This window comes from Streptomyces mangrovi (assembly GCF_900114215.1).
Lineage (GTDB): Bacteria > Actinomycetota > Actinomycetes > Streptomycetales > Streptomycetaceae > Streptomyces > Streptomyces barkulensis.
In genome coordinates this window covers 21,892-41,298 of the sequence record NZ_FOSG01000011.1, presented here as the reverse complement: position 1 = coordinate 41,298, position 19,407 = coordinate 21,892, and the positions used below count along the sequence as shown (strand labels likewise).

At 74.5% G+C, this 19,407-nt stretch carries 18 protein-coding genes; 9 read left to right on the top strand and 9 right to left on the bottom strand.

The window, feature by feature from the left end:
* Positions 1-119: 119 nt before the first annotated feature.
* Entirely contained in the window at positions 120-686 is a 567-nt protein-coding gene (locus BM237_RS16720) for a rhodanese-like domain-containing protein (protein ID WP_093850480.1), read from the bottom strand.
* An 81-nt stretch (positions 687-767) separates the two neighbouring features.
* On the opposite strand from BM237_RS16720, the gene BM237_RS16715 reads away from it, so the two are divergent.
* A complete protein-coding gene (locus BM237_RS16715) occupies positions 768-1,058 on the top strand; it encodes a metal-sensitive transcriptional regulator (RefSeq protein WP_093850479.1) in 291 nt (96 codons plus the stop codon).
* Between the two features lie 63 nt (positions 1,059-1,121).
* On the opposite strand, the gene BM237_RS16710 is transcribed toward BM237_RS16715, so the two are convergent.
* Positions 1,122-1,481: a rhodanese-like domain-containing protein gene (locus BM237_RS16710; protein ID WP_093850478.1), complete on the bottom strand. Its 360-nt coding sequence runs from the start codon at positions 1,479-1,481 to the stop codon at positions 1,122-1,124.
* Between the two features lie 64 nt (positions 1,482-1,545).
* Positions 1,546-2,916 (bottom strand): MBL fold metallo-hydrolase, encoded by a 1,371-nt coding sequence (locus BM237_RS16705; RefSeq protein WP_093850477.1) that lies wholly within the window; start codon positions 2,914-2,916, stop codon positions 1,546-1,548.
* A 185-nt stretch (positions 2,917-3,101) separates the two neighbouring features.
* Here BM237_RS16705 and BM237_RS16700 point away from each other — a divergent pair, with 185 nt between their 5' ends.
* Positions 3,102-3,497, top strand: a complete 396-nt coding sequence (locus BM237_RS16700; RefSeq protein WP_093850476.1) for a DUF302 domain-containing protein — start codon at positions 3,102-3,104, stop codon at positions 3,495-3,497.
* A 58-nt stretch (positions 3,498-3,555) separates the two neighbouring features.
* Here the strand turns inward: BM237_RS16700 and BM237_RS16695 are convergent, their stop codons facing one another.
* Positions 3,556-4,734 (bottom strand): lactonase family protein, encoded by a 1,179-nt coding sequence (locus tag BM237_RS16695; RefSeq protein ID WP_093850475.1) that lies wholly within the window; start codon positions 4,732-4,734, stop codon positions 3,556-3,558.
* A gap of 143 nt (positions 4,735-4,877) precedes the next feature.
* Here BM237_RS16695 and BM237_RS16690 point away from each other — a divergent pair, with 143 nt between their 5' ends.
* The 3 genes from BM237_RS16690 (at position 4,878) to BM237_RS16680 (ending at position 8,104) form a co-directional block, all read left to right on the top strand.
* A complete protein-coding gene (locus BM237_RS16690; protein ID WP_093850474.1) occupies positions 4,878-5,555 on the top strand; it encodes a hypothetical protein in 678 nt (225 codons plus the stop codon).
* Between the two features lie 159 nt (positions 5,556-5,714).
* Entirely contained in the window at positions 5,715-6,623 is a 909-nt protein-coding gene (locus tag BM237_RS16685) for a hypothetical protein (protein WP_093850473.1), read from the top strand.
* An 851-nt stretch (positions 6,624-7,474) separates the two neighbouring features.
* Positions 7,475-8,104 carry a histidine phosphatase family protein gene (locus BM237_RS16680; protein ID WP_093850609.1) on the top strand — a complete coding sequence of 210 codons (630 nt, stop codon included), beginning with the start codon at positions 7,475-7,477 and terminating at the stop codon, positions 8,102-8,104.
* Positions 8,105-8,176: 72 nt separating this feature from the next.
* Here BM237_RS16680 and BM237_RS16675 read toward each other — a convergent pair whose 3' ends face one another.
* The 3 genes from BM237_RS16675 to BM237_RS16665 form a co-directional block, all read right to left on the bottom strand.
* Positions 8,177-8,695 (bottom strand): HAD domain-containing protein, encoded by a 519-nt coding sequence (locus BM237_RS16675; protein WP_093850472.1) that lies wholly within the window; start codon positions 8,693-8,695, stop codon positions 8,177-8,179.
* A 169-nt stretch (positions 8,696-8,864) separates the two neighbouring features.
* The gene (locus tag BM237_RS16670; RefSeq protein ID WP_093850471.1) at positions 8,865-12,050 is read right to left on the bottom strand and encodes a glycoside hydrolase family 3 N-terminal domain-containing protein; all 3,186 of its coding nucleotides are present in this window, start codon (positions 12,048-12,050) and stop codon (positions 8,865-8,867) included.
* 277 nt (positions 12,051-12,327) lie between these two features.
* Positions 12,328-13,329 carry a Gfo/Idh/MocA family protein gene (locus BM237_RS16665; protein ID WP_093850470.1) on the bottom strand — a complete coding sequence of 334 codons (1,002 nt, stop codon included), beginning with the start codon at positions 13,327-13,329 and terminating at the stop codon, positions 12,328-12,330.
* A 268-nt stretch (positions 13,330-13,597) separates the two neighbouring features.
* On the opposite strand from BM237_RS16665, the gene BM237_RS29590 reads away from it, so the two are divergent.
* From BM237_RS29590 to BM237_RS16645, 4 genes are all read left to right on the top strand, one after another.
* Positions 13,598-13,942 carry a DUF1232 domain-containing protein gene (locus BM237_RS29590; protein WP_107415236.1) on the top strand — a complete coding sequence of 115 codons (345 nt, stop codon included), beginning with the start codon at positions 13,598-13,600 and terminating at the stop codon, positions 13,940-13,942.
* Between the two features lie 150 nt (positions 13,943-14,092).
* The gene (locus BM237_RS16655; protein ID WP_093850608.1) at positions 14,093-14,848 is read left to right on the top strand and encodes a LamB/YcsF family protein; all 756 of its coding nucleotides are present in this window, start codon (positions 14,093-14,095) and stop codon (positions 14,846-14,848) included.
* A gap of 20 nt (positions 14,849-14,868) precedes the next feature.
* Positions 14,869-15,468 carry a 5-oxoprolinase subunit B family protein gene (locus tag BM237_RS16650; protein ID WP_093850469.1) on the top strand — a complete coding sequence of 200 codons (600 nt, stop codon included), beginning with the start codon at positions 14,869-14,871 and terminating at the stop codon, positions 15,466-15,468.
* Positions 15,465-16,343: a 5-oxoprolinase subunit C family protein gene (locus BM237_RS16645; RefSeq protein WP_093850468.1), complete on the top strand. Its 879-nt coding sequence runs from the start codon at positions 15,465-15,467 to the stop codon at positions 16,341-16,343. Before BM237_RS16650 ends, BM237_RS16645 begins: the two co-directional genes overlap by 4 nt.
* 66 nt (positions 16,344-16,409) lie before the next feature.
* Here BM237_RS16645 and BM237_RS16640 read toward each other — a convergent pair whose 3' ends face one another.
* Both BM237_RS16640 and BM237_RS16635 read right to left on the bottom strand, forming a co-directional pair.
* Positions 16,410-16,697 carry a hypothetical protein gene (locus tag BM237_RS16640; protein WP_175541039.1) on the bottom strand — a complete coding sequence of 96 codons (288 nt, stop codon included), beginning with the start codon at positions 16,695-16,697 and terminating at the stop codon, positions 16,410-16,412.
* Between the two features lie 110 nt (positions 16,698-16,807).
* Positions 16,808-19,366 carry a SpoIIE family protein phosphatase gene (locus BM237_RS16635; protein WP_093850467.1) on the bottom strand — a complete coding sequence of 853 codons (2,559 nt, stop codon included), beginning with the start codon at positions 19,364-19,366 and terminating at the stop codon, positions 16,808-16,810.
* Positions 19,367-19,407: the final 41 nt, after the last annotated feature.

Here is a 19,407-nt window from a genome sequence, read left to right as displayed (position 1 = left end):
CTCGAAGCCGTCCCGCCCCGCGGTACCCCCGGAGTACCGGTGCGACACCACCGGGCCGCGGGGCGGGCCGGAACGTACGGGCGGAGGGCCGGGAACGCGGGGGACGCGGGGGACGCGCGTCAGCCGGCCAGGGCGGCCAGGGTGGCGTCCAGGTCGGCGGGCCGGGGGCGGTTGTGGGGCAGTTTGGCCAGTACGCGGGCCATGCCGCAGGTGTCGGTGAGGGCGGAGAGGACCAGGCCGCCGGCGATGCCCGCGGAGATCAGGCGCGCGGCCGGCCTGCGGCGGCCGGCGATCAGGCCCAGCAGGACCAGGGAACCGGCGGTGAGCCGGACCTGCCGCTCCATGGCCCAGGCGGTACGGGCGCCGGCGGGCCGGTGCAGGTCGTGGCCGCGCTCGGTCCAGGCGGTGGTGCCGCCCTCGAGGGTGGCAGCGGTGATGCCGTGCTCGGCCAGGACGGCGCAGGCGGTCGCCGAGCGGGCTCCGGAGGCGCACACCACCAGCAGGTCGCCGCGGGCGGAGGCGGTCCGCAGGGCTGGCAGTGCCTGCTGGAGGCGGTCCAGAGGGATGTTGTGAGCGCCGGGCAGGTGGCCGGACGCGTACTCGCCGGGGGTGCGCACGTCGACGACGGTCAGCTCGTGTATGCGGAAGCTGCTCTGTTCGACGGTGAGTGCGGGGGCGGTGGACATGTGTGAGATGTTTCCTTCCGAACGCGGGGGAGGACGACCCGGCAGGTAGGGTACCCGGCGGGGTATGAAAGGGGAGGTTCCGTGGAACTGGCGATGGCGGCCGAGGAACTGAGGACGGTGGTCAACCGGCTGCGCCGGGCGCAGGGCCAGATCGCCGGAGTGATCAAGATGATCGAGGAGGGGCGGGACTGCGAGGAGGTCGTCACACAGCTCGCGGCGGCCTCCCGGGCGCTGGACAAGGCCGGTTTCGCGGTCATCGCCACCGGTCTGCAGCACTGCCTGACCGACAGCCCCGACGGCGACCCCGCCGCCGCCCTCGACCGCGAGCAGATGCGGGCCCGACTGGAGAAGCTCTTCCTCTCCCTGGCCTGATCCCCGGGGCCTCGCGGGTCCCGGCCGCGGGACCCGCGAGGGATCACAACGGGGCCGGGAGGGTCACGCGACGGTGCCGGGGCGTCCGCGCCCGTCGCGCACGGGCAGGCCCTGCCTCTCCCAGGCGGCCATGCCTCCGGTGACGTCCACCGCCTCCACACCGCGCTCGGCCAGCAGCCTGGCGGCCCTCTGCGAGCGGTTGCCGGAACGGCAGACGGCCACCACGGGCTTACCGGTCAGATGACCGGGCAGCTGCGCGCCCTCGACCAGGCGGGACAGCGGCAGGTGGACGGCGTGCGGGGCGTGGCCGGCCTTCCACTCGGCGTCCTCGCGCACGTCCAGCAGGACGGCGTCTCCCTCGGCCGTACGCCGGTCGGCCTCGGCCGGGTCGACGCGGCCGGGACCGCGGCGGAACAGGGACATGGTGCTCTCCTCTGGTGGATGGTGCGGGTGGGGGCGGGCCGGGCCGACAGCGCGGAAGGGGTTCTCAGGCCTCAGGCCGTACGACGGTCAGCCCGGCCTGCTCGGCCGCGTCGAAGGGATCGTCCACGGCGACCACCTCGCGGCCGGCCGCGTCCAGCATCGAGGCGGCGATCGTCGCGCGCATCCCGCTGGCGCAGTGGACCCAGACGGTCCCGTCGGGCACCTCGGCGACGCGCTCGTGGAGCTGGTGGACGGGGATGTGGGCCGACCCCTCGACATAGCCGTTCGCGCGCTCGGAGTCGCGGCGTACGTCGAGCACCACCACCTCCTCGCCGCGCTCGCGGACGCCGGACAGCTCGGCGAAGGCCGCCCGGGGGAAGGAGCGCGGCTCCTCGCCGTGGCCGAGCCAGTCCGCGGGGCCGCCGGTGGCGGCCGCGGCGGGGCGGTCGATGCCCACCCTGGCCAGCTCCCGCTGGGCGTCGGCGAGCTGTTCGAAGCTCTCGGCCAGCAGTGTGACCGGCTTGCCCCAGGGGATCAGCCAGGCCAGGTAGGTGGCGAGCTTGCCGTCGGCCTCGAAGTTGTACGCGCCCGCCACATGGCCCTCGGCGAACGCCACACGGCTGCGCAGGTCCACCACCCACTCCCCCGCGGCCAGCCGGGCGGCGATCTCCTCCGCGTCCGCGCGCCGGGGCGGGGTGAGGTCGATCGGTTCCGGTCCGGCGGAGTTCACCGGCCCCATGTGGGCGTAGTACGCGGGGATGTCGTCCAGGCCGGCGAGCAGGTCGGCGACGAACTCGTCGACATCCTTGACCAGCGCGTCGTTGGACTCGCGCTCCTTGCCGATGGTGGTGGAGTCGCCCTCGGCCTGGGTGGAGGAGCAGAAGCTGCCGAAGCCGTGGGTCGGCATCACGGGCACGTCGTCTTCCAGCTCGTCGGCCAGTCGGCGGGCGGAGGCGTGCTGGGCGCGGGCCAGTGCGCGTGTCATGCGGGGCTCGACCAGGTCCGGCCTTCCGACGGCGCCGATCAGCAGCGAGCCGCCGGTGAAGACGGCGACCGCGCGCCCGTCCTCCTCCAGTACGTAGGAGGTGTGGTGCGGGGTGTGGCCGGGGGTGGCCAGCGCGCGCAGCGTCAGCCCCTCCTCTATTCCGGCGGTGTCGCCGTCGGCCACCGGCGTGCGGGGGTACGACACACGGGCGCCGGCCGGCACCAGGTACTCCGCGCCCGTCACACGGGCCAGCTCCAGCCCGCCGGTGACGTAGTCGTTGTGCACATGGGTCTCGGCGACGAGGGCGATCCGCACCCCCCGCCGGGCCGCCAGTGCGAGCATCCGGTCGATGTCCCGCGGCGGATCCACCACGACGGCCGCCGACCGGCCCCCGGCCAGGTAGCCACGATTGCCCAGTCCCTGGATCTCCACGGTGTCGACGAAGAACACGGTGTCGCTCCTTCCGGATCGCTCTGCCCCCGGGGATGTGATCACCACCGTAACATATACCCAGGGGGGTATTTCAGGGATCGAGACGCCGCGTAGCCCCTCACCCGGCGGGTACCCGCCGGGGCGAGCGGAAACGGACGCCGCGCACCGGCCCGTGACACCACCGAGCACAGGAGAGTTATGACGTGAGCTACGACCGCACCGTCCGGGTGGACACCGACTTCGACACCACCGTGGCCGCAGTGCGTGACGCACTGGCCGAACAGGGCTTCGGCGTCCTCACCGAGATCGACGTCACCGCCACCCTGAAGAAGAAGCTCGACCAGGACATCGAGGACTACCTGATCCTGGGTGCCTGCAATCCGCAACTGGCCCACCGTGCGCTGGAGAGCGACCGCAACATCGGACTGCTGCTCCCGTGCAACGTGGTCGTGCGCCGCGACGGCGGCCAGACGGTCGTCCAGGCCCTCGACCCCGGCACCATGGTGACCCTCACCGGGCTGCCCGCCATGGAGCCCGTCGCCTCCGAGGCCACCCGGCGGCTGGACGCGGCCCTGGCCGCCCTGGGCTCCCGGGACTGAATCACGCTTGTCGGTCCGAGCCCCGCCCGGAGCCGCCGCGGCTCCGGGCGGGGCTCCCTCACCGGCCTCGTCCCGCGGGCAGCACGCACACCGCCCGGTCGAAGGCGAGCGGTTTCCCGGCCGGCGCGAGGGAACCGCTCACCGGGTCCCGGCGCAGGAGCGCGACCGTGCCGGAGTCCTGGTTGGCCGTGTACAGCAGGCGCCGGCCCGTCCCGAGGGCACCGAAGGCGATGTGCCGGGGCGACCTCCCACCACAGGGGTGGTGGGAGACCGGACGCGGGCGGATCCCGCCGGACATGCCCGTGGCGAGAACGGCGACGAGGTCGTGGCCCCGGTTGGACGCGTACACGAACCGGCCGTCCGCCGAGACCAGCACCTCGGCGGCGGTGGTGCCCGCCGGATCGGCGCCCCGGGGCAGGATCGGCACGGTGGTGACGGGCGTGAGCGTGCCCCGGGCGGGGTCGTACGCGCAGGAGGTGAGCGTGGAGTCCAGTTCGCCCAGTACGTACACGGTACGCCCGCAGGGGTGGAAGGCCAGGTGGCGCGGGCCGGACCCGGGCGCCATCCGCACCTCGGCGCCGCCCGTCAGCAGACCGCGCCGGGCGTCGAAGCGGTGGACCCGGACGGTGTCGGTGCCCAGGTCGGCGGTGAGCAGCCGCTCCCCGGTGGGGTCGGGCAGCACCATGTGGGCGTGCGGCCCGTCCTGCCGCTCGGGGTCGGGGCCGGAGCCGTTGTAGCGCACCACCTGGACCAACTCCCCCGGCGCACCGTCGGGTCGCAGCTCGACGACACCGACCGTGCCGGACGTGTAGTCGGCGGTGAACAGATGGCGTCCGCCGGGGTGGAGGGCGAGGTGGCAGGGGTGGGCGCCGCCGCTGGGCGACTGTCCCAGGAAGCCCCGTACGGCGCCGTCCGGGGAGAGCGCGTAGGCCGACACCCGACCCTTCTCCACCTCGTTGACGGCGTACAGGACGCGGCCCGTCGCCGACAACGCCAGGAAGGAGGGATCCTCGGCGGGGACCACCGACTCCAGCCGCAGGGCGCCGGTGTACGGGTCCGCGCTCGCCACCCCGATGCCGTGACCGGGGGCGCCGCCGGTGTAGGCGCCCAGGTAGACCCGTAACCGCCGCCCCTCCCCGCCCCTCGGCCGCGCGGCGGCGTCCGGTGCGTACGCCAGGGCCGCGGCGGCCGCGCCCGCCAGGGCCGTACGCCGTGTCGGGTGGTGCTGTCCGTTCATCGGTTCCTCCGGTTTGGGATCGATTCCACTGGGCGTCCGTCAAGGATCACCGCCCCTCCCCTTCCGGGGAAGCCCTCCCCGGAAGGGGAGGGGGGTCCGCCGGGCGAGTGGCGGGGTGCGGACGGCGGCGCGATGCTGGAGGCATGAGCGGACACCGGCGGGGAGCCCGCCTGCTCCCCCTCACCATGACCTCCGCGGCCTCCGCGCTCTACGCGTTCCGGCTCCGCCCCCGGCTGCTGACCTGGGGCGCGACCGAGGAGGAGACCGCGAGCACCTACCCCGGCGACGCCCTCGTCCCCGACGCCACCAGCACCTCCACGATGGCCACCACCCTCCCGGCGCCGCCCGAGGATGTCTGGGCCTGGCTGGCCCAGATGGGAGGCGACCGCGGCGGCTGGTACAGCTGGGACAGCCTGGACCACTACGGCGAGCCGAGCGCGGACCGCCTCGTGCCCGAATGGCAGGGCCTGGCGGAGGGGCAGCGGCTGCTCGCGACGCGCGACGGCCGCGCCTGGTTCACCGTGGCCCTGCTGGAACCGAACAGGACCCTGGTGCTGCGCTCGGACCTGGAGCTGCCGTCCGGCCGCTCCTTCGACGTGCCGACCGCCGCACCGCCCCGGGCGCACATGGACGGCATCTGGGCCTTCCATCTGCGACCGGCCCCGGCGGGCGGGACGCGCCTGGTGGTCCGCACCCGCGGCCGGAGCCGGCCGCGGGGCATCACCAAGCCGTTCGACCTGCTGATGGGTGAGCCGGCGCACTTCATCATGCAGGTGCGCCAGTTCCAGAACCTGCGGGCCCGCGTCGGCGCGGGAGCCTGACACCCGCCGCGGGCCCGGGCGATCGGCCTCCCGCGCCATCTCCTCTCCCCCTTCAACTCCTTTCCGCGGACGGCGAGTTGCCGTAGGGTGCCGGACGACCGCATGGGAGCGCTCCCAGAGCGGTTCGGCAGTCCCCGACCCACCCGAGGGAGAATCCCCATGCGCTCCTTACCCCGCTCGCCTCGTCCGCCCCACCGCCGGCCCCGTGCCTCCCGGCGGCTGTCCGGACTGCTCGGCGCCCTCGCCCTGGCCGCCGTCACCACCCTCACCGCCACCGGCGGCGCGGCGTCCGTCCCCCACCCCGCCCACGACCGGCCCGGCGACCGTCCGCCGCACCACGGCTGCGTCCCCTCCCCCGCCCTGCTGTTCTGCGAGGACTTCGAGGACCTGCCGCGCGGCGCGGGCACCAGCCTGGACTGGGGCGTGGACACCCGGCACGGCACCCTGACCGTGGAGCGCTCCACCGGACGCGACCGCCGCCACACCGGAAGGCACCGGCCGGGTCAGGTGCTGCACCTGCGCACCGAGGGCAACGGCCACGCCTTCCTGGAGGTCGACGACTTCGACGCCCCCGGAAACAGCTTCTTCGGCCGGATGCGGGTCCGTGTGGACGCCTTCCCCACCGCCCCGGACTGGGCCCACTTCACCCTGGTCGAGGCCACCGGCCGCGGCGACGGCAGCGTGGTGCGGCCCATCGGCGGCCAGTACGTGCCGACCGTCGGCGGCGGGACGCAGCTGTGGGGCGTGGGCTCCGACGGCGGACCGACGGGCGACTGGACCGACTGGCGCGAGTCCGCCCCCGCCGAGGCCGGGAAGTGGACGTGCCTGGAGTGGGAGACGGACGCGGACGACAACCGCGTCTCGGTCTGGATCGACGGCGAGCCCAAGCCGGACCTGACCGTCACCACCACCCGCCACGGCGGCAACCCGGTCGACTTCGTCCTCCCCGACGTCGACACCGTCCGCATCGGCTGGCAGCTCTACCAGGGCGACCCCACCCCCGGCTCCTACGACCTGCTCCTGGACGACCTGGCCCTGTCCACCGAGCGCGTGGGCTGCGGGCGCTGACGGCGGTTCGGAACCGTGCGCTCACCGATGTCGAGGAACCCGGTCCCGACTGCCCGGGTTCCTCGACATCGGACTGTGAGATCAACGGCAGTGGTCGGCGCCGGTCTGCACGGCGCCGGAACAGCCGGCCCGTCCGGCCGTTCGCCTCCATCCCGCGTCCCGAGCGGCGCATGTGCGCACGCTCACGATCGCGTCGACCGCCGCGCCCGAGGTCACCCGTTGAACTCCCACCACATGGGCTTCAGCTCGGGGAGCGGGCCCGGGCCCGGCGGCTTGAGCGCCTTTCCTCCGACCTCGGGTTCGGCCCGTACGATGCGGTGTCGCCCAGGGCGAGCCGTCGCCGCCTCCCCTGCCACTTGGCGCGCCGTCCGGGCCGCTGTCCTCCGCCGCGAGTACGAGGCGGACTTTCCCTCGGACTCTTCTCTGCTTCGCTGTACGCGACCCCCGGGCCGCTGTTTTCCGGATGTGGTTCCGATTCGCCGTTTACTCGCGGACTCCGTGGCGTCCTGCGCTCTGCGACGGCAGGGCCGACAGAGAATCCCTTCGGGATAAGGCGTTGCGCGTGCCAGGTTCAGACAACCCGGACGACTGCATCTGGCATTGTTCAAGCTTCCCCCCTTGAACGCCTGGGACATTCACAGTACTCCGCCTTTTCAGGGAGCAACAGGCTTGCAGCGGTCGCGGACAGCAGCACGGCGCCTCCTTCGGAAGACGGGCGGGAGAAGGCGTGACGCGAGGCGCGGACCGGCCCGTGAGGCGGTGACTGCGCACTGCGCGACCCACTCCTGGAGAATCGTTCTTGATCGCGGACGATGTCTCCCTCGGTGACCGCCTGTCAGAAGGGCTTCTCGATGCGCAGCGTTTATGCGATCGCCCACCCGGAAGCAACGCACCATGTGGAGAAAGTGGTCGGCGGATGGCACGACTCGTGTCTCACGCCCGCGGGCATGCGCGCGGCGGCCTCCATCGCCCAGACGCTACGGGCCCGAATTCCTGAAGGGGCCGAGGTGGAGGTGGTCTCCTCGGACCTGCTGCGCGCCCGGCAGACAGCCGACCGCGTGGCCGAAACGCTGGGTGTGGAAGCGCTGTTGGACCGCAGGCTGCGGGAGAAATCCTACGGGGAGGCCGAGGGGAGGCCGCAGGAGTGGCTGGACCGGCGGTTCGTCCCGCCGCCGGCCGCCGGGGACCGGATGGGCCACCACGAGGGCGTACGGGGAGCCGAGACCAGGGCGGAGTGCGCACGGCGCGTCTACGCGGCCGTGGACGAGCTCCTGCGGCGCCCGTGCGGGCACCAGATCGTCGTCACGCACGGTTTCGCCCTGACGTTCGTCGTGGCGTTCTGGATCGGGATGCCGTTCGAGTCGCTGGGCTCCGTCAGTTTCCGGGCTCCGTCCGGCAGCATCACCGTCCTCCGCGAGGACGACTTCTTCCACAATCGCCAGGTCGTCAGCCTCGGCGACACCGGCCACCTCGGGCTGTGAACGGAACGTCCTTCCATGGTGGGCGTACAGGCCGCCCCGGTCACTCCGGCGCGGCGCGACGGCCGCCCCACCTCAGGCGGCATCGGCGCGGAGCCAGGCGGCGAGTGCGGTGAAGTCCTCGTCGGTGAACCCCCTGGCCGGGTCGACGCGGTGGAGCAGCGCCGGCGCCCGATGCTGCGCGTCGACCCAGAGACGGTCCATGGCGCCGATCTCGTCGTCGACCCAGACGAACGGGCGGTGACCGGCCCACTCGACGAGATGAGGGGTCTTCCAGTGCAGGCCCCGCGGCCCATGGCCGGCGGAGGCGTCCGGCCACCTCACCACGGGCAGCCTCGGCAGCCCGATACGCGGGGCGACGGCCTCGTTGGCGTCGTCCATCCAGGTCGTGGCCCACACCAGGTCGCAGCCCAGCGCCGCCAGACGCGGCCCGACGGCGGGGTCGAGCCGCTCCAGCAGCGGGTTTCCCGGCCCGCCGGACGCCGCGGGGCCGGGCACGGGCGTTCGCCGGGGCCGGTGGGGCGGCACACCGAACGGGATGAGCGGTCCGTCGACGTCGAGGAAGAGGATGGTGCGCTGCGCCGGGCCGGTCATGACAGCACGGTAGTCCTTCGCCGCGGGCAGCCGGCCCGGCCTGCCTGCGCCGTGAGAGGCGTCCGGAGCCCGCCGGCGGCTGAGAAGCCCAGGGAAAGCGGCGGTCCGCCGGGCGCCCCGTTGGAGACGGGGCGCCCGGCGGACCGGTTCGGGTGAGTGGGCGGGCGGGTCAGCGGGCCAGTCGGTGGGCCTCGGCCAGGTGGCGGATCGCCTTGGCGTAGTCGCCGGAGGCCAGGGCGTGGTCGGCGTCCGCGGTGCGGGACACCGCGCGCTCCGGGGCTCCGTCACCGGCCTTCAGCAGTGCGGTCTGGGCGATGTCCCGGGCGACCGAGGCGAGTTCGTCCGCCTGGAGGTAGGACTCGGCCCTCGACTTCTCCAGCAGGGCGGCGGCCCGGGTCAGATGCCTCAGGACCGCGTCCGTGCCGCGGACCGTGCCGTCGGCCTTCCAGTGCCGGTTCTTGAGGGCGAGGCGGACGTGGACGGCCGCGACGCGGGAGGCGATGTCGCGGCGGTCCCGCAGCTCCTCTCGGACATCCTCCAGCCGGTCGCGGGCGCTGTCGGTGCGCAGGCCCCAGCCGTACGGGTAGAGCGGGTCGTAGGAGGCGTCGCCGACGTTGACCGGGACCTGGGCCGCCGAGCGCGGCCAGCTCACCGGCAGGCGGCCGGTGAAGGGCCGCTCGCCGAAGAGGGTGTCGGCCACGCCGGTGCCCTCGGTGCCCGGCAGCCAGGAGGCCACCAGGGCGTCGATGTCGCCGAGTCGGTCGGTGATGATCTGCGGGCGGCCGGAGACGAGCAGCACCGCGCACTCCATGGCGCCGCAGACGGTGTCGACCGCCTTCCCGTCCGCCTCGGACAGCTGGAGGTCGTGGCCGTTGCCGACGTCACCGACGCCCTCGGCGTACGGGGTCTCGCCGACCACCACGATGCCCACCCGGTGCCCGTCGGTGGGCTCGGAGGCGTCCTCGCTGAAGGTGACGGAGGCGTCCGGGGCGACCTGGCGGATGCCCTCGACGATGGTGGTGCCCTCGGTGATGTCGCCGGAGGAGCCCTGCCAGGAGATGGTCCAGCCGCCGGCCTGGTTGCCGATGTCGTCGGCGTTGGAGCCGGCGACGTAGATCTTCTCGTCACCGCTCAGCGGCAGCAGGTTCCCGTCGTTCTTCAGCAGCACCTGGGAGTCGGCGGCGGCCTCGCGGGCCAGCTCCCGGTGGGGGCCGGAGCCGACGGAGTCCAGGTGGGTGCGGTCGGCGTAGGGCTTCTCGAACAGGCCGAGCTGGAACTTCTTGGTGAGGATGCGGGTCACCGCGTCGTCGATCCGCGCCATGGGCACGGCGCCGGAGTCGACCTGCTCACGCAGGGTGGTGGTGAAGCCCTTGTAGTCGTACGGGACCATGATCATGTCGAGTCCGGCGTTGACGGAGGTCCGTACGTCGGAGGCGTAGTCACCGGGGATCTGGTCGATGGCCTGCCAGTCGCTGATGACGAATCCGTCGAAGCCGAGGTCGCCCTTGAGGACGTCCGTGATCAGGTCGGCGTGGGCGTGCATCTTGACCGGGCCCTGGTCGTCGCCGAGGAAGTCGACGCTGGAGAAGGACGGCATGACGGTGCCCACTCCCTCGTCGACCGCTTCCACGAAGGGGGCGATGTGGACGGTTTCCAGCTCCTCGCGCGTCGTCCTCGTGACGCCCTGGTCGATGGTGTAGGTGCCGGTGGTGGAGGAGCCGAACTCGGTGCCGCCGTCGCCGACGTAGTGCTTGGCGGTGGCCAGCACCCGGTCGGCGTCCTTCAGGTCCCGGCCGTCGGCGCGGCCCTGGTAGCCCTCGACGGCCGTGGCCAGGCGGGTGACCAGCGCCGGGTCCTCGCCGAACGCCTCGTACGCCCGCCCCCAGCGCTCGTCGCGGCTGACGCACAGGCAGGGGCTGAAGTTCCAGGGGACGCCGGTGGCGCGGACCTCCTTGGCGGTGGCGTGGGCGGTGTCCTCGACCAGCTTCGGGTCGCGGGCGGCGCCGAGGCCGGTGTTGTGCGGGAAGACGGTGGCGCCGACGACGTTGTTGTGGCCGTGGACGGCGTCGACGCCGTAGATCAGCGGGATCTGCAGCCGGGTCTGCCGGGCCCGCAGCTGGAACCCGTCGATCATGTCGGCCCAGGCCTCGGGGGTGTTGGGGGCGGGGTTGGAGCCTCCGCCGGACAGCAGTGAGCCCAGTTCGTAGGAGGCGATGTGGTCCTGGGCCTCCAGGGCCCCGCGCTCGGCCTGGGTCATCTGGCCGATCTTCTCGTCCACCGTCATCCGGGACAGCAGGTCCTTCACGCGCTTGTCCACCGGGAGCCGGGGGTTCTGGTACGGCAGGCCGTGCGCGTCGATGACGACGGTGGGCGGGTCGTCGGGGGCGCGTGCGCCGTCGGCGGAGAGGGTGATGGGGATGGTCTTGGCGGTGGCGGGCTCCGCGCTGCGCCTGGTGTCGACGGTGAAGGTCTTCGCCGTGCCGGAGGGGGTGCCCGCGGGGAAGGTGAGGGTGCCCTCGACCGGGGTGTAGTCCTCGCCGGGCTCCGCGGTGCCCTCGCCGGTGGCGTAGGTGACGGTGACGGGTTCGGCCAGCGGCACGCCGCCGGTGGTGCCCACCGACACCTCCACGGTGGCGGTGCCACCGTGCTCGACGGTGTGGACGGGCCGGTCGGTGGCGACGCGGGCCCGCACCCCGCCCACGCCGTACAGCTCCACCTGGTCGAACTCCAGGGCGCCGGAGGCGGTGGGCAGGTTGACGGCGTAGCCCCACATCCGGGTCAGGTCCAGCACGCCGTCGTCCGGGGCGCCGGCGGGCTGGTGGTCGGGGCGGCGGACGAAGTCCTCGAAGGGGGTGCGGACCTGCTTCCAGCCGTCGGTGTCGTCGGTGAAGTAGCCGGCCCACAGCTCGGCCTGACCGGCGTTCGGGCCGCCGTCCTTGACCTCGAACTGGACGCGCTCCCCGCTGCCGGTGCCCTTCACCCAGAAGGAGAAGCCCTCGTGGCCGCTCCAGTCCTCGGCGCCGGTCAGGGCGTGGTCGAAGCCGCCCCAGGCGGTGATGTCGTACTCCACGCGCATGGCGCGGTTGAAGGCGTTGGCGCCCGGGCGGGCCTCGGCGGCCACCTGGCTGAGTGCGGGGGTGTCCTCGGGGGTGCTGCCGTAGGTGCCGATCGGGCCGGGCACCGCGCTGTCGAAGTCGTCCAGGACGCGGTCCTGCGCGGCGGCCGACGCGGTGGGGGTCAGACCGGAGGCGAGCAGGGCGAGGAGAGCTCCGAGGGCCGCGGCGGCCGTTCTTCCGCGCCGCCTTCGCCGGCCCCCTCCCCCGGGTCCCGTTCCTGTGTGCGGTGGCTGTCCCATGGCGGCTCCCTCGGGGGCGGTCGAAGTTTTCAGCACTTGAACACACGGAGGCGCAGGCGCACCGTCATGCGCACGGCGCTGATCCTGTATGCGACCGGATGGACCGTCAATACCCTTGATTCGTAAACCTCTTGGAGACGTGAGCCCTTCCGGCACTCCCTCCGACCGAGGAATGAGAGCGCTCTCGGCATCGTGGCAGATGAGGGGTCCGCAGGGCGCTCGCAACAGCCCCGCGGGCCCCTGGCACGCCATCGCACGCCGGATGCCCGGCGAACGGTCAGTCGTCGCCCGGGTAACGGACCCCGACGCGCTCGCGGACGGCGTCCAGCGTCGCCATCACCGCCAGCGTCCCGTCCAGCGGCACCAGCGGGGACTCCGTCTCCTTCTCCCGCAGGCAGCGCATCACCTCGGCCGCCTCGGGCCCGTAGCCGGTGCCGCCCTCCGCCTGCGGCACCCGGACCTCCTCGGCCTCACGCCCCTCCCGGTGCAGTACGAAGGACTCCGGGGCGAAGAAGCCGTGCGGCAGCTCGATGCGCCCCCTGGTGCCGCTGACGGCCGCCACGGTGGGGCTGGCGGAGGCGATGGAGCACGAGAGGGTGGCGACGGCTCCGCTGTCGTGACCCAGCAGGACGCCGGTGGTCTCGTCCACGCCCTCGGGCGTCAGATGGGCCCAGGCGGCTACGGAGGAGGGCTCGCCGAGGACGAGATGGGCGAAGGAGACCGGATAGACACCCAGGTCCAGCAGGGCGCCGCCGCCCAGCCGGGGGTCGCGCAGGCGGTGCGAGGCGTCCGCGGGGGCGACGATGCCGAAGTCGGCGTGGACCGAGCGCACCTCGCCGATCGCGCCGTCGGCGACGAGGTCGAGCATGCGGCGGACCACCGGGTTGCAGTAGGTCCACATGGCCTCCATCAGGAAGACGCCCCTGCGGCGCGCAAGTTCGACCATCTCCCGCGCCTGGGCGAGGTTGAGGGTGAGCGGCTTCTCGCACAGCACCGCCTTGCCCGCCTCCAGGCAGACGGTGGCGGCCTCCAGGTGCGCCGAGTGGGGCGTGGCGACGTAGACCACGTCCACGTCCGGGTCGGCGGCCAGCTCGGCCCAGCTTCCGTAGGCGCGCGGGGCGCCGTGCTCCTCGGCGAAGCGGCGGGCGGACTCCGGCGAGCGCGAGCCGACCGCGAGGAGCTCGCCGCCGGGCAGGGCCGCGAGGTCGCGGGCGAAGGCTCCGGCTATGCCGCCGGTGGCGAGGATGCCCCATCTGATCGTGTCGTCGGTGCGCGTCATGTGCGTGTGCTCCCCGGGTGCGGGCCGGTCTGGCGTGCGTGGGCGTGTCGGCGGTCACCCTACGGCGGGAGCGCGGGGCGCGGGCGGGCTGTCCGCATGGTGTACGCCGGCTGGGCGGGGAGCGGGGCGGCTGCCGCCGGGCGACCGGGCACCGCCTCTCCGGGCGGGAGGCCCCGCGCGTTTCCGCCCGGGGACGGTGAGCAGAAGAGGGGTGAGGACAGCCGTCCCGGCTCCGGGCCGCCTGCCGGGCGGCGAGCGAGGAGGTCCGTTGGAGACCTGGCAGGTCGTACTGATCGCCGTCGGCGCGGTGCTCGCCGCCGCGACGCTGGCCGTCGCCGCCGTCCTGCTGGTCAGGCTGGTGCGCGCCTATCTGCTCCTGCGCGGCGCGGACATCCCCGTGAGTGCCAGGGCCGCGTTCTGGGGAGCGCTGGTCTACACGGTCTTCCCCGTCGATCTGCTCCCGGACCCGGTGTACCTGGACGACGTCGGCCTGCTGCTCCTCGCCCTCCACCACCTGGGCGCGGTGGCCGGGCGGTACGGGCGGGCCGGCGGGGAGGCGGAGGCGAAGCCCCCGAAGGCTCCGGAGGTTCCCGGGGTTCACCGCCGGCGCTGACGGAGCCGGCGGACGCGTACGCGTCCGTCCCCGTTCCCGAATTACTCTCATGGCATGACACAGCGGGACGAGTGGGCGGTGGATCCGGTGACTCCGGTGGGTCCGGTGGGTCCGGTGGGTCCGGTGGGTCCGGTGGACGACACGGCCCCGGTGATCGATCTCAACGCCGATCTGGGCGAGGGCTTCGGACGGTGGGAGCTCACCCACGACGAGGCGCTGCTCTCGGTCGTCAGCAGCGCCAACGTCGCGTGCGGCTTCCACGCCGGGGACCCCTCCACCATGCGCCGGGTGTGCGCGCAGGCGGCCGAGCGGGGGGTGGCGATCGGCGCCCAGGTCGCCTACCGCGATCTGGCGGGTTTCGGGCGGCGGCCGATGGAGGTCCCCGAGGACGAGCTGGCCGACGAGATCGCCTACCAGATCGGCGCCCTGCGGGTGTTCGCCGAGTCCGCCGGGGCGCGGGTGGCGTACGTCAAACCGCACGGGGCGCTCTACAACCGCGCGGTGCACGACGAGGGCCAGGCGCGGGCGGTGGTGTCCGGGGTGCTGCTGGCGGGCGGGGAGCTGCCGGTGCTGGGGCTGCCCGGGTCGCTGCTGCTGGGGGCCGCCGAGGAGGCCGGGCTGCCCGCCGTCGCCGAGGCGTTCGCCGACCGCGGCTACACCGCGCGGGGCACGCTGGTGCCCAGGCGGGAGCCGGGTGCGGTGATCCACGAGCCGGACACCGTGGTCTCCCAGGCGCTGGGCATCGCGCTGCGCGGGAGTGTGGCCACCGGCGACGGCGGGGAGGTGGCCGCCGGCGCCAGGTCGCTGTGCGTGCACGGCGACACCCCGGGCGCCGTCGCGCTCGCCCGGCGGGTGCGGCAGGCCCTCGCGGAGGCCGGGGTGCGCATCGAGGCGTTCACGCCGTGAGGGTGACGAGGGTGCTGCCCATGGGCAGGCGCGCCCTGCTGCTGGAGGTGGGGGGCACCGGGCGGGCCCAGGCCCTCCACGCCGAGCTGGTGCGGCTGCGGGAGGCCGGTGAGCTGCCCGAGGTGGAGGAGATCGTCCCGGCGGCGGCCACCGTCCTGCTGGACGGGGTGGAGGAGCCGGGGGCGCTGGCGCGGTGGCTGCAAGGCAGGGAGTTCCCCGGCGCCGCCCCGGCGGGCACCGCCGCGGTGGTGCTGCCGGTGCGCTACGACGGCCCCGATCTGGCCGGGGTGGCGGCGCTGTGGGGGGTGGACGAGGAGGAGGCGGTCGCGATCCACACGCGCACCGAGTTCCGGGTCGCCTTCTGCGGATTCGCCCCCGGGTTCGGCTATCTCACCGGGCTGCCCGGGGAGTTGGGCGTGCCCCGCCGTGCCGTCCCCCGCACCTCGGTGCCGCCGGGCTCGGTGGGGCTGGCCGGGGCGTACACGGGGGTGTATCCGCGTACCTCGCCCGGCGGCTGGCAGCTGATCGGCCGGACGGACGCGGTGCTGTGGGACGTGTGCCGGGAGCCGGCCGCGCTGCTGGCCCCGGGCACCCGGGTGCGGTTCGAGGCGGTGACATGACGGGCGCGGGCGTACTGGAGATCCTGCGGCCGGGTGCGCTGACCACCGTGCAGGATCTGGGCCGGGTGGGCCTGGCGCATCTGGGGGTGCCGCGTTCGGGGGCGCTGGACTCCCCCGCCCACCGGCTCGCCAACCGTCTGGTGGGCAACGCGCCCGGCGCCGCGACGCTGGAGACCACCCTCACCGGGTGCGCGGTGTGCCCGGACCGGGCCGTGGTGGCGGCGGTGACCGGTGCTCCGTGCCCGGTGCGGATCGACGGCCGTCCGGCGCCGTGGGGTGCGGCGGTACGGGTGCCGGGCGGGGCGGTGTTGGAGGTCGGCGCCGCGCGGGCCGGGGTGCGCGGCTATCTGGCCGTGGCCGGCGGCGTCGGCGTCGAGCCGGTGCTCGGCAGCCGGTCCACCGATCTGCTGTCCGGGCTCGGCCCGGCGCCGCTGTCGGCGGGGGCGCGGCTGCCGGTGGGGCCGGCGTCGGGGCCCGTGCCCTGGGCGGACGCGGTCGCCTCCGCCGCTCCGGGGCCGCCGTCGGGCGAGCTGGTGCTGCCGCTGGTGCCCGGGCCGCGCGACGACTGGTTCACCCCGGGCGCGCTGCGCGCGCTGGCCCGGGGGATCTACCGGGTGTCCGCCGAGAGCAACCGCGTCGGGCTGCGGACCGAGGGGCCCGCCCTGGAGCGGGCGGTGCGCGGTGAGCTGCCCAGCGAGGGGATGGTGGCGGGCGCGGTGCAGGTGCCGCCGGGCGGCGAGCCGATCGTCTTCCTCGCCGACCATCCGACCACGGGGGGCTATCCGGTGGTCGGCGTGGTGCCGCGGGAGGCGCTGGCGGCGGCGGCGCAGGCGGTGCCGGGGCTGAGGGTGCGCTTCGTCCCGCTGCGGCGCTGAGCGCGCCGGGCGCACCGGGCCGCTCCCGGTGCGCCCCGCCCGCGCCGGGCCCGCCCGCGCCGGGGCTCAGCTTCCGCGCTTCCGGCCGGAGCCGGAGGCGTCCTCCTCCGCCCGCCGCGCCTTGCGGGAGGCATCCTCCTCGGCCTCGACGCCCTTGAGCGGTTCGCCCTCGACGGTGCCGCCGCCGGAGAAGCCCTCCGCGGCGCTCGCCGTACCGGGGACGGTGCGGTGCTCCATCCGCGTCTCCTGGCCGGAGTGGGCTCCGGGGCCCCGGTCGGCCGGGTCGGTGCGACGCCCGGCACCGTGGCCGTGCTCGCCCTCGCCCTGCTCCTGGTGCCTGTTCGTCTCGCCCATGGCCATCCGTCCTCACCGTGTGTCGCGTTCGGGTGCACGGCGCAGGTACCCGGTGCGCGGGAGCGGAAACGGCGGGCCGGCCGGAGTGGTCCGGCAGGAGCGGGGCCGGGTCAGCGCATCCGGACGCCGACGACACAGGTGTCGTCGTCGGTGTCGGAGTTGCTGTAGGTCAGCAGGCGGTCGAGCTGCTTGTCCAGGGTGGCGCCGAAGTCCCGGGCGAGGGCCATGAGCTGGTCCAGGGACTCCTGCAGGGAGCGGTCCCGGCGCTCGATGAGGCCGTCGGTGTACATCAGCAGCATGTCGCCGGTCTCCAGCACCAGTTTCTCCTCCTCGTACCCGGCCTCCGCGATGGCGCCGAGCAGGAGTCCGCCGACCAGCGGCAGCGTGGTCGCCTCCCCCCGGCGCACCAGGACCGGCGGCGGGTGGCCCGCGCGGGCCCAGCGCAGTGTCCGGGTGTCCGGGTCGTACAGGCCGCAGACGGCGGTGGCGGTGACGTTCTCGGTGAGGTGGTGGGCGACGGTGTTGAGCCAGGCCAGTATCTGCGCGGGGCCGGCTCCGGTGGTGGCCAGACCGCGCAGCGCGTTGCGCAGGACGACCATGCCGGTGGCCGCCTCGATGCCGTGGCCCGCCACGTCGCCGACGGAGAGCAGCACCTGGCCGGACGGCAGGACGACGGCGTCGTACCAGTCGCCGCCGACCAGATGGTCCTTCTCGGCGGGGCGGTAGCGCACCGCGATGTCCAGCCCTCCGGCGTCGATGGGGCCCCGGGTGGGCGGCATGATGGCGCGCTGGAGCTGAAGCGTCATGCGGTTGCGCTCGGCGGCCTGCTGCTCGGTCTGGGCGAGCTGGTCGCGGGTGGCGCCCAGCGCGACCTCCGTCCAGTGCTGTGCGGAGACGTCCTGGTAGGCGCCGCGCACCGCGACCAGCCGGCCCCCCTCGTCGAGGGCCGGCTCGGCGACCACGCGGATGTGGCGCACGATTCCGTCGGTCCGCTGGAGGCGGAAGGCCGTGGAGGCGGGGCGGCGGTGGTGCAGCAGAGTACGCAGGAAGCGCCCGATGGCGGCCTCGTCGTCCGCGTGGGTGTGGGCAGGAAGCTGCTCCAGGGGGATCGGCGCGGCGGTGGGCGGCAGTCCGTGGAGGGCGAACAGCTGGCTGTTCCAGACGATCTCGCCGGTGACGAGGTTCTCCTCGAAACCGCCGATGCGGCCCAGGCGCTGGGCGTGCTGGAGCACGCTCGCCAGCCGTGCCGCCTCGTCCTGGACGCGCCAGATGAGCAGGACGTTCTCACCGTGGCGGCTGATGCTGACGGCCGCCTCCACCGTCAGCGGCACCTGGCCGACCAGGGCGCGCAGCACCATCCTTTCGGCCCGGAACGGCTCACCGGTGGCGTGGACGTGCTCGATCTTCTCGAACAGACCGCTCTCGCCCACCGCCATCGGGTAGGCCTCCAGCAGCAGCGATCCGGCGACGGCGCCGCGCGGACGGCCCACCGGATCGACGAAGTGGGCGCTGACGTGGTGGATGCGGAAGTCGGCGAGCCGGCCCTCGGCGTCCGGCTGGGGCACCAGCACCAGGGCCGGGTCCAGCAGGCCGTCGGCGAAGTCCACCAGTTCCGAGGCGCCCGGGTGCCGTGCCCGCAGGACCTCCTCCGCGTCCCCCGCCTCCGCGGCGCGGCTGTCCAGGGTGTGGGCGCACAGTTCGGCCAGGGCCTCGATCTGCCGCTGGACCTGCGGGGGCTGCGGTTCCAGCGGGCCGGGCCAGCAGATCTCCAGGACGCCCAGGATGCGGCCGCCGTTGTCGGCGGGGACCGTGACCCGGCAGCCCTCGGGCGCCTGCCTACGGCCCAGGGTGGGCAGCCCGGCCTCGGCGGGAGAGGCGAACCACACGGGCCGGCGCTCGGTGAGGGCCCGGCGGGCGAGGGTGGCCACCCCCGGCGGTACGTAGTGCCACCGCGCCGCCTCCTCGGCCGCGTAGCCCGCGCAGCCGGCCAGGGTGAGGGAGGCGTCGGTGCCGGCGGCCCAGATGGCCACCGCCACGGCGCCCAGCGGGGTCAGCGCGTGTTCCAGCAGGGACTCGGCGACCGCCTGGGTGTCGTCGGCGGCCAGTGCGCCGCTCTCCGCGGTGCGCAGCCGCACCGACAGCGAGGGGGTCTGCCCGCCGTCCTCGCCCCGGCCGCCGTCCTGGTCCTCCCGCCCCCCGCAGCCGCCCTCCCGGTCCCCGTGGCCGCCGTCTCCCGCCCTGGCCAGGAACTCGCGGGCCGCCTCGGTGACCCGGTCGTGGGCGGCCTGGTCGATGAGGTCGGCGGCCAGCTCCAGCCGGGAGAGGCCGGCCTGGTCGGCGAGGGTGTCCAGCTGTCTGGCGGCCTGCGCCGGGCCGCAGCCCAGCCGCTCGACCAGGATGCCCTTGGCCATCTCGATCAGGGCGCGGCCCTCGGCCGCCGCGTGGGCCTCGCGCACCTCGCGGCGCAGCCGCTCGACGGTGGCGGCCAGCCTGCCGACGCGGACGTCCGCGCCGTCGCGCGGTGGGGCGCCGTCATACACCCCGCGCTCGTACACCCGGCCTTCGTAGGGCTGCCGCACGGACGGCACCGGGGCCGCCGCGTCCCGTGCCGGGGCAGCGCTCGGCGGCCCGTCCTCGGGGACGGACTCGTCCGGCCGCTGGGTCTGCACTGAGCTGCTCCTCGGGGAGGTGGTCGGCTGGCGGGCGGGGC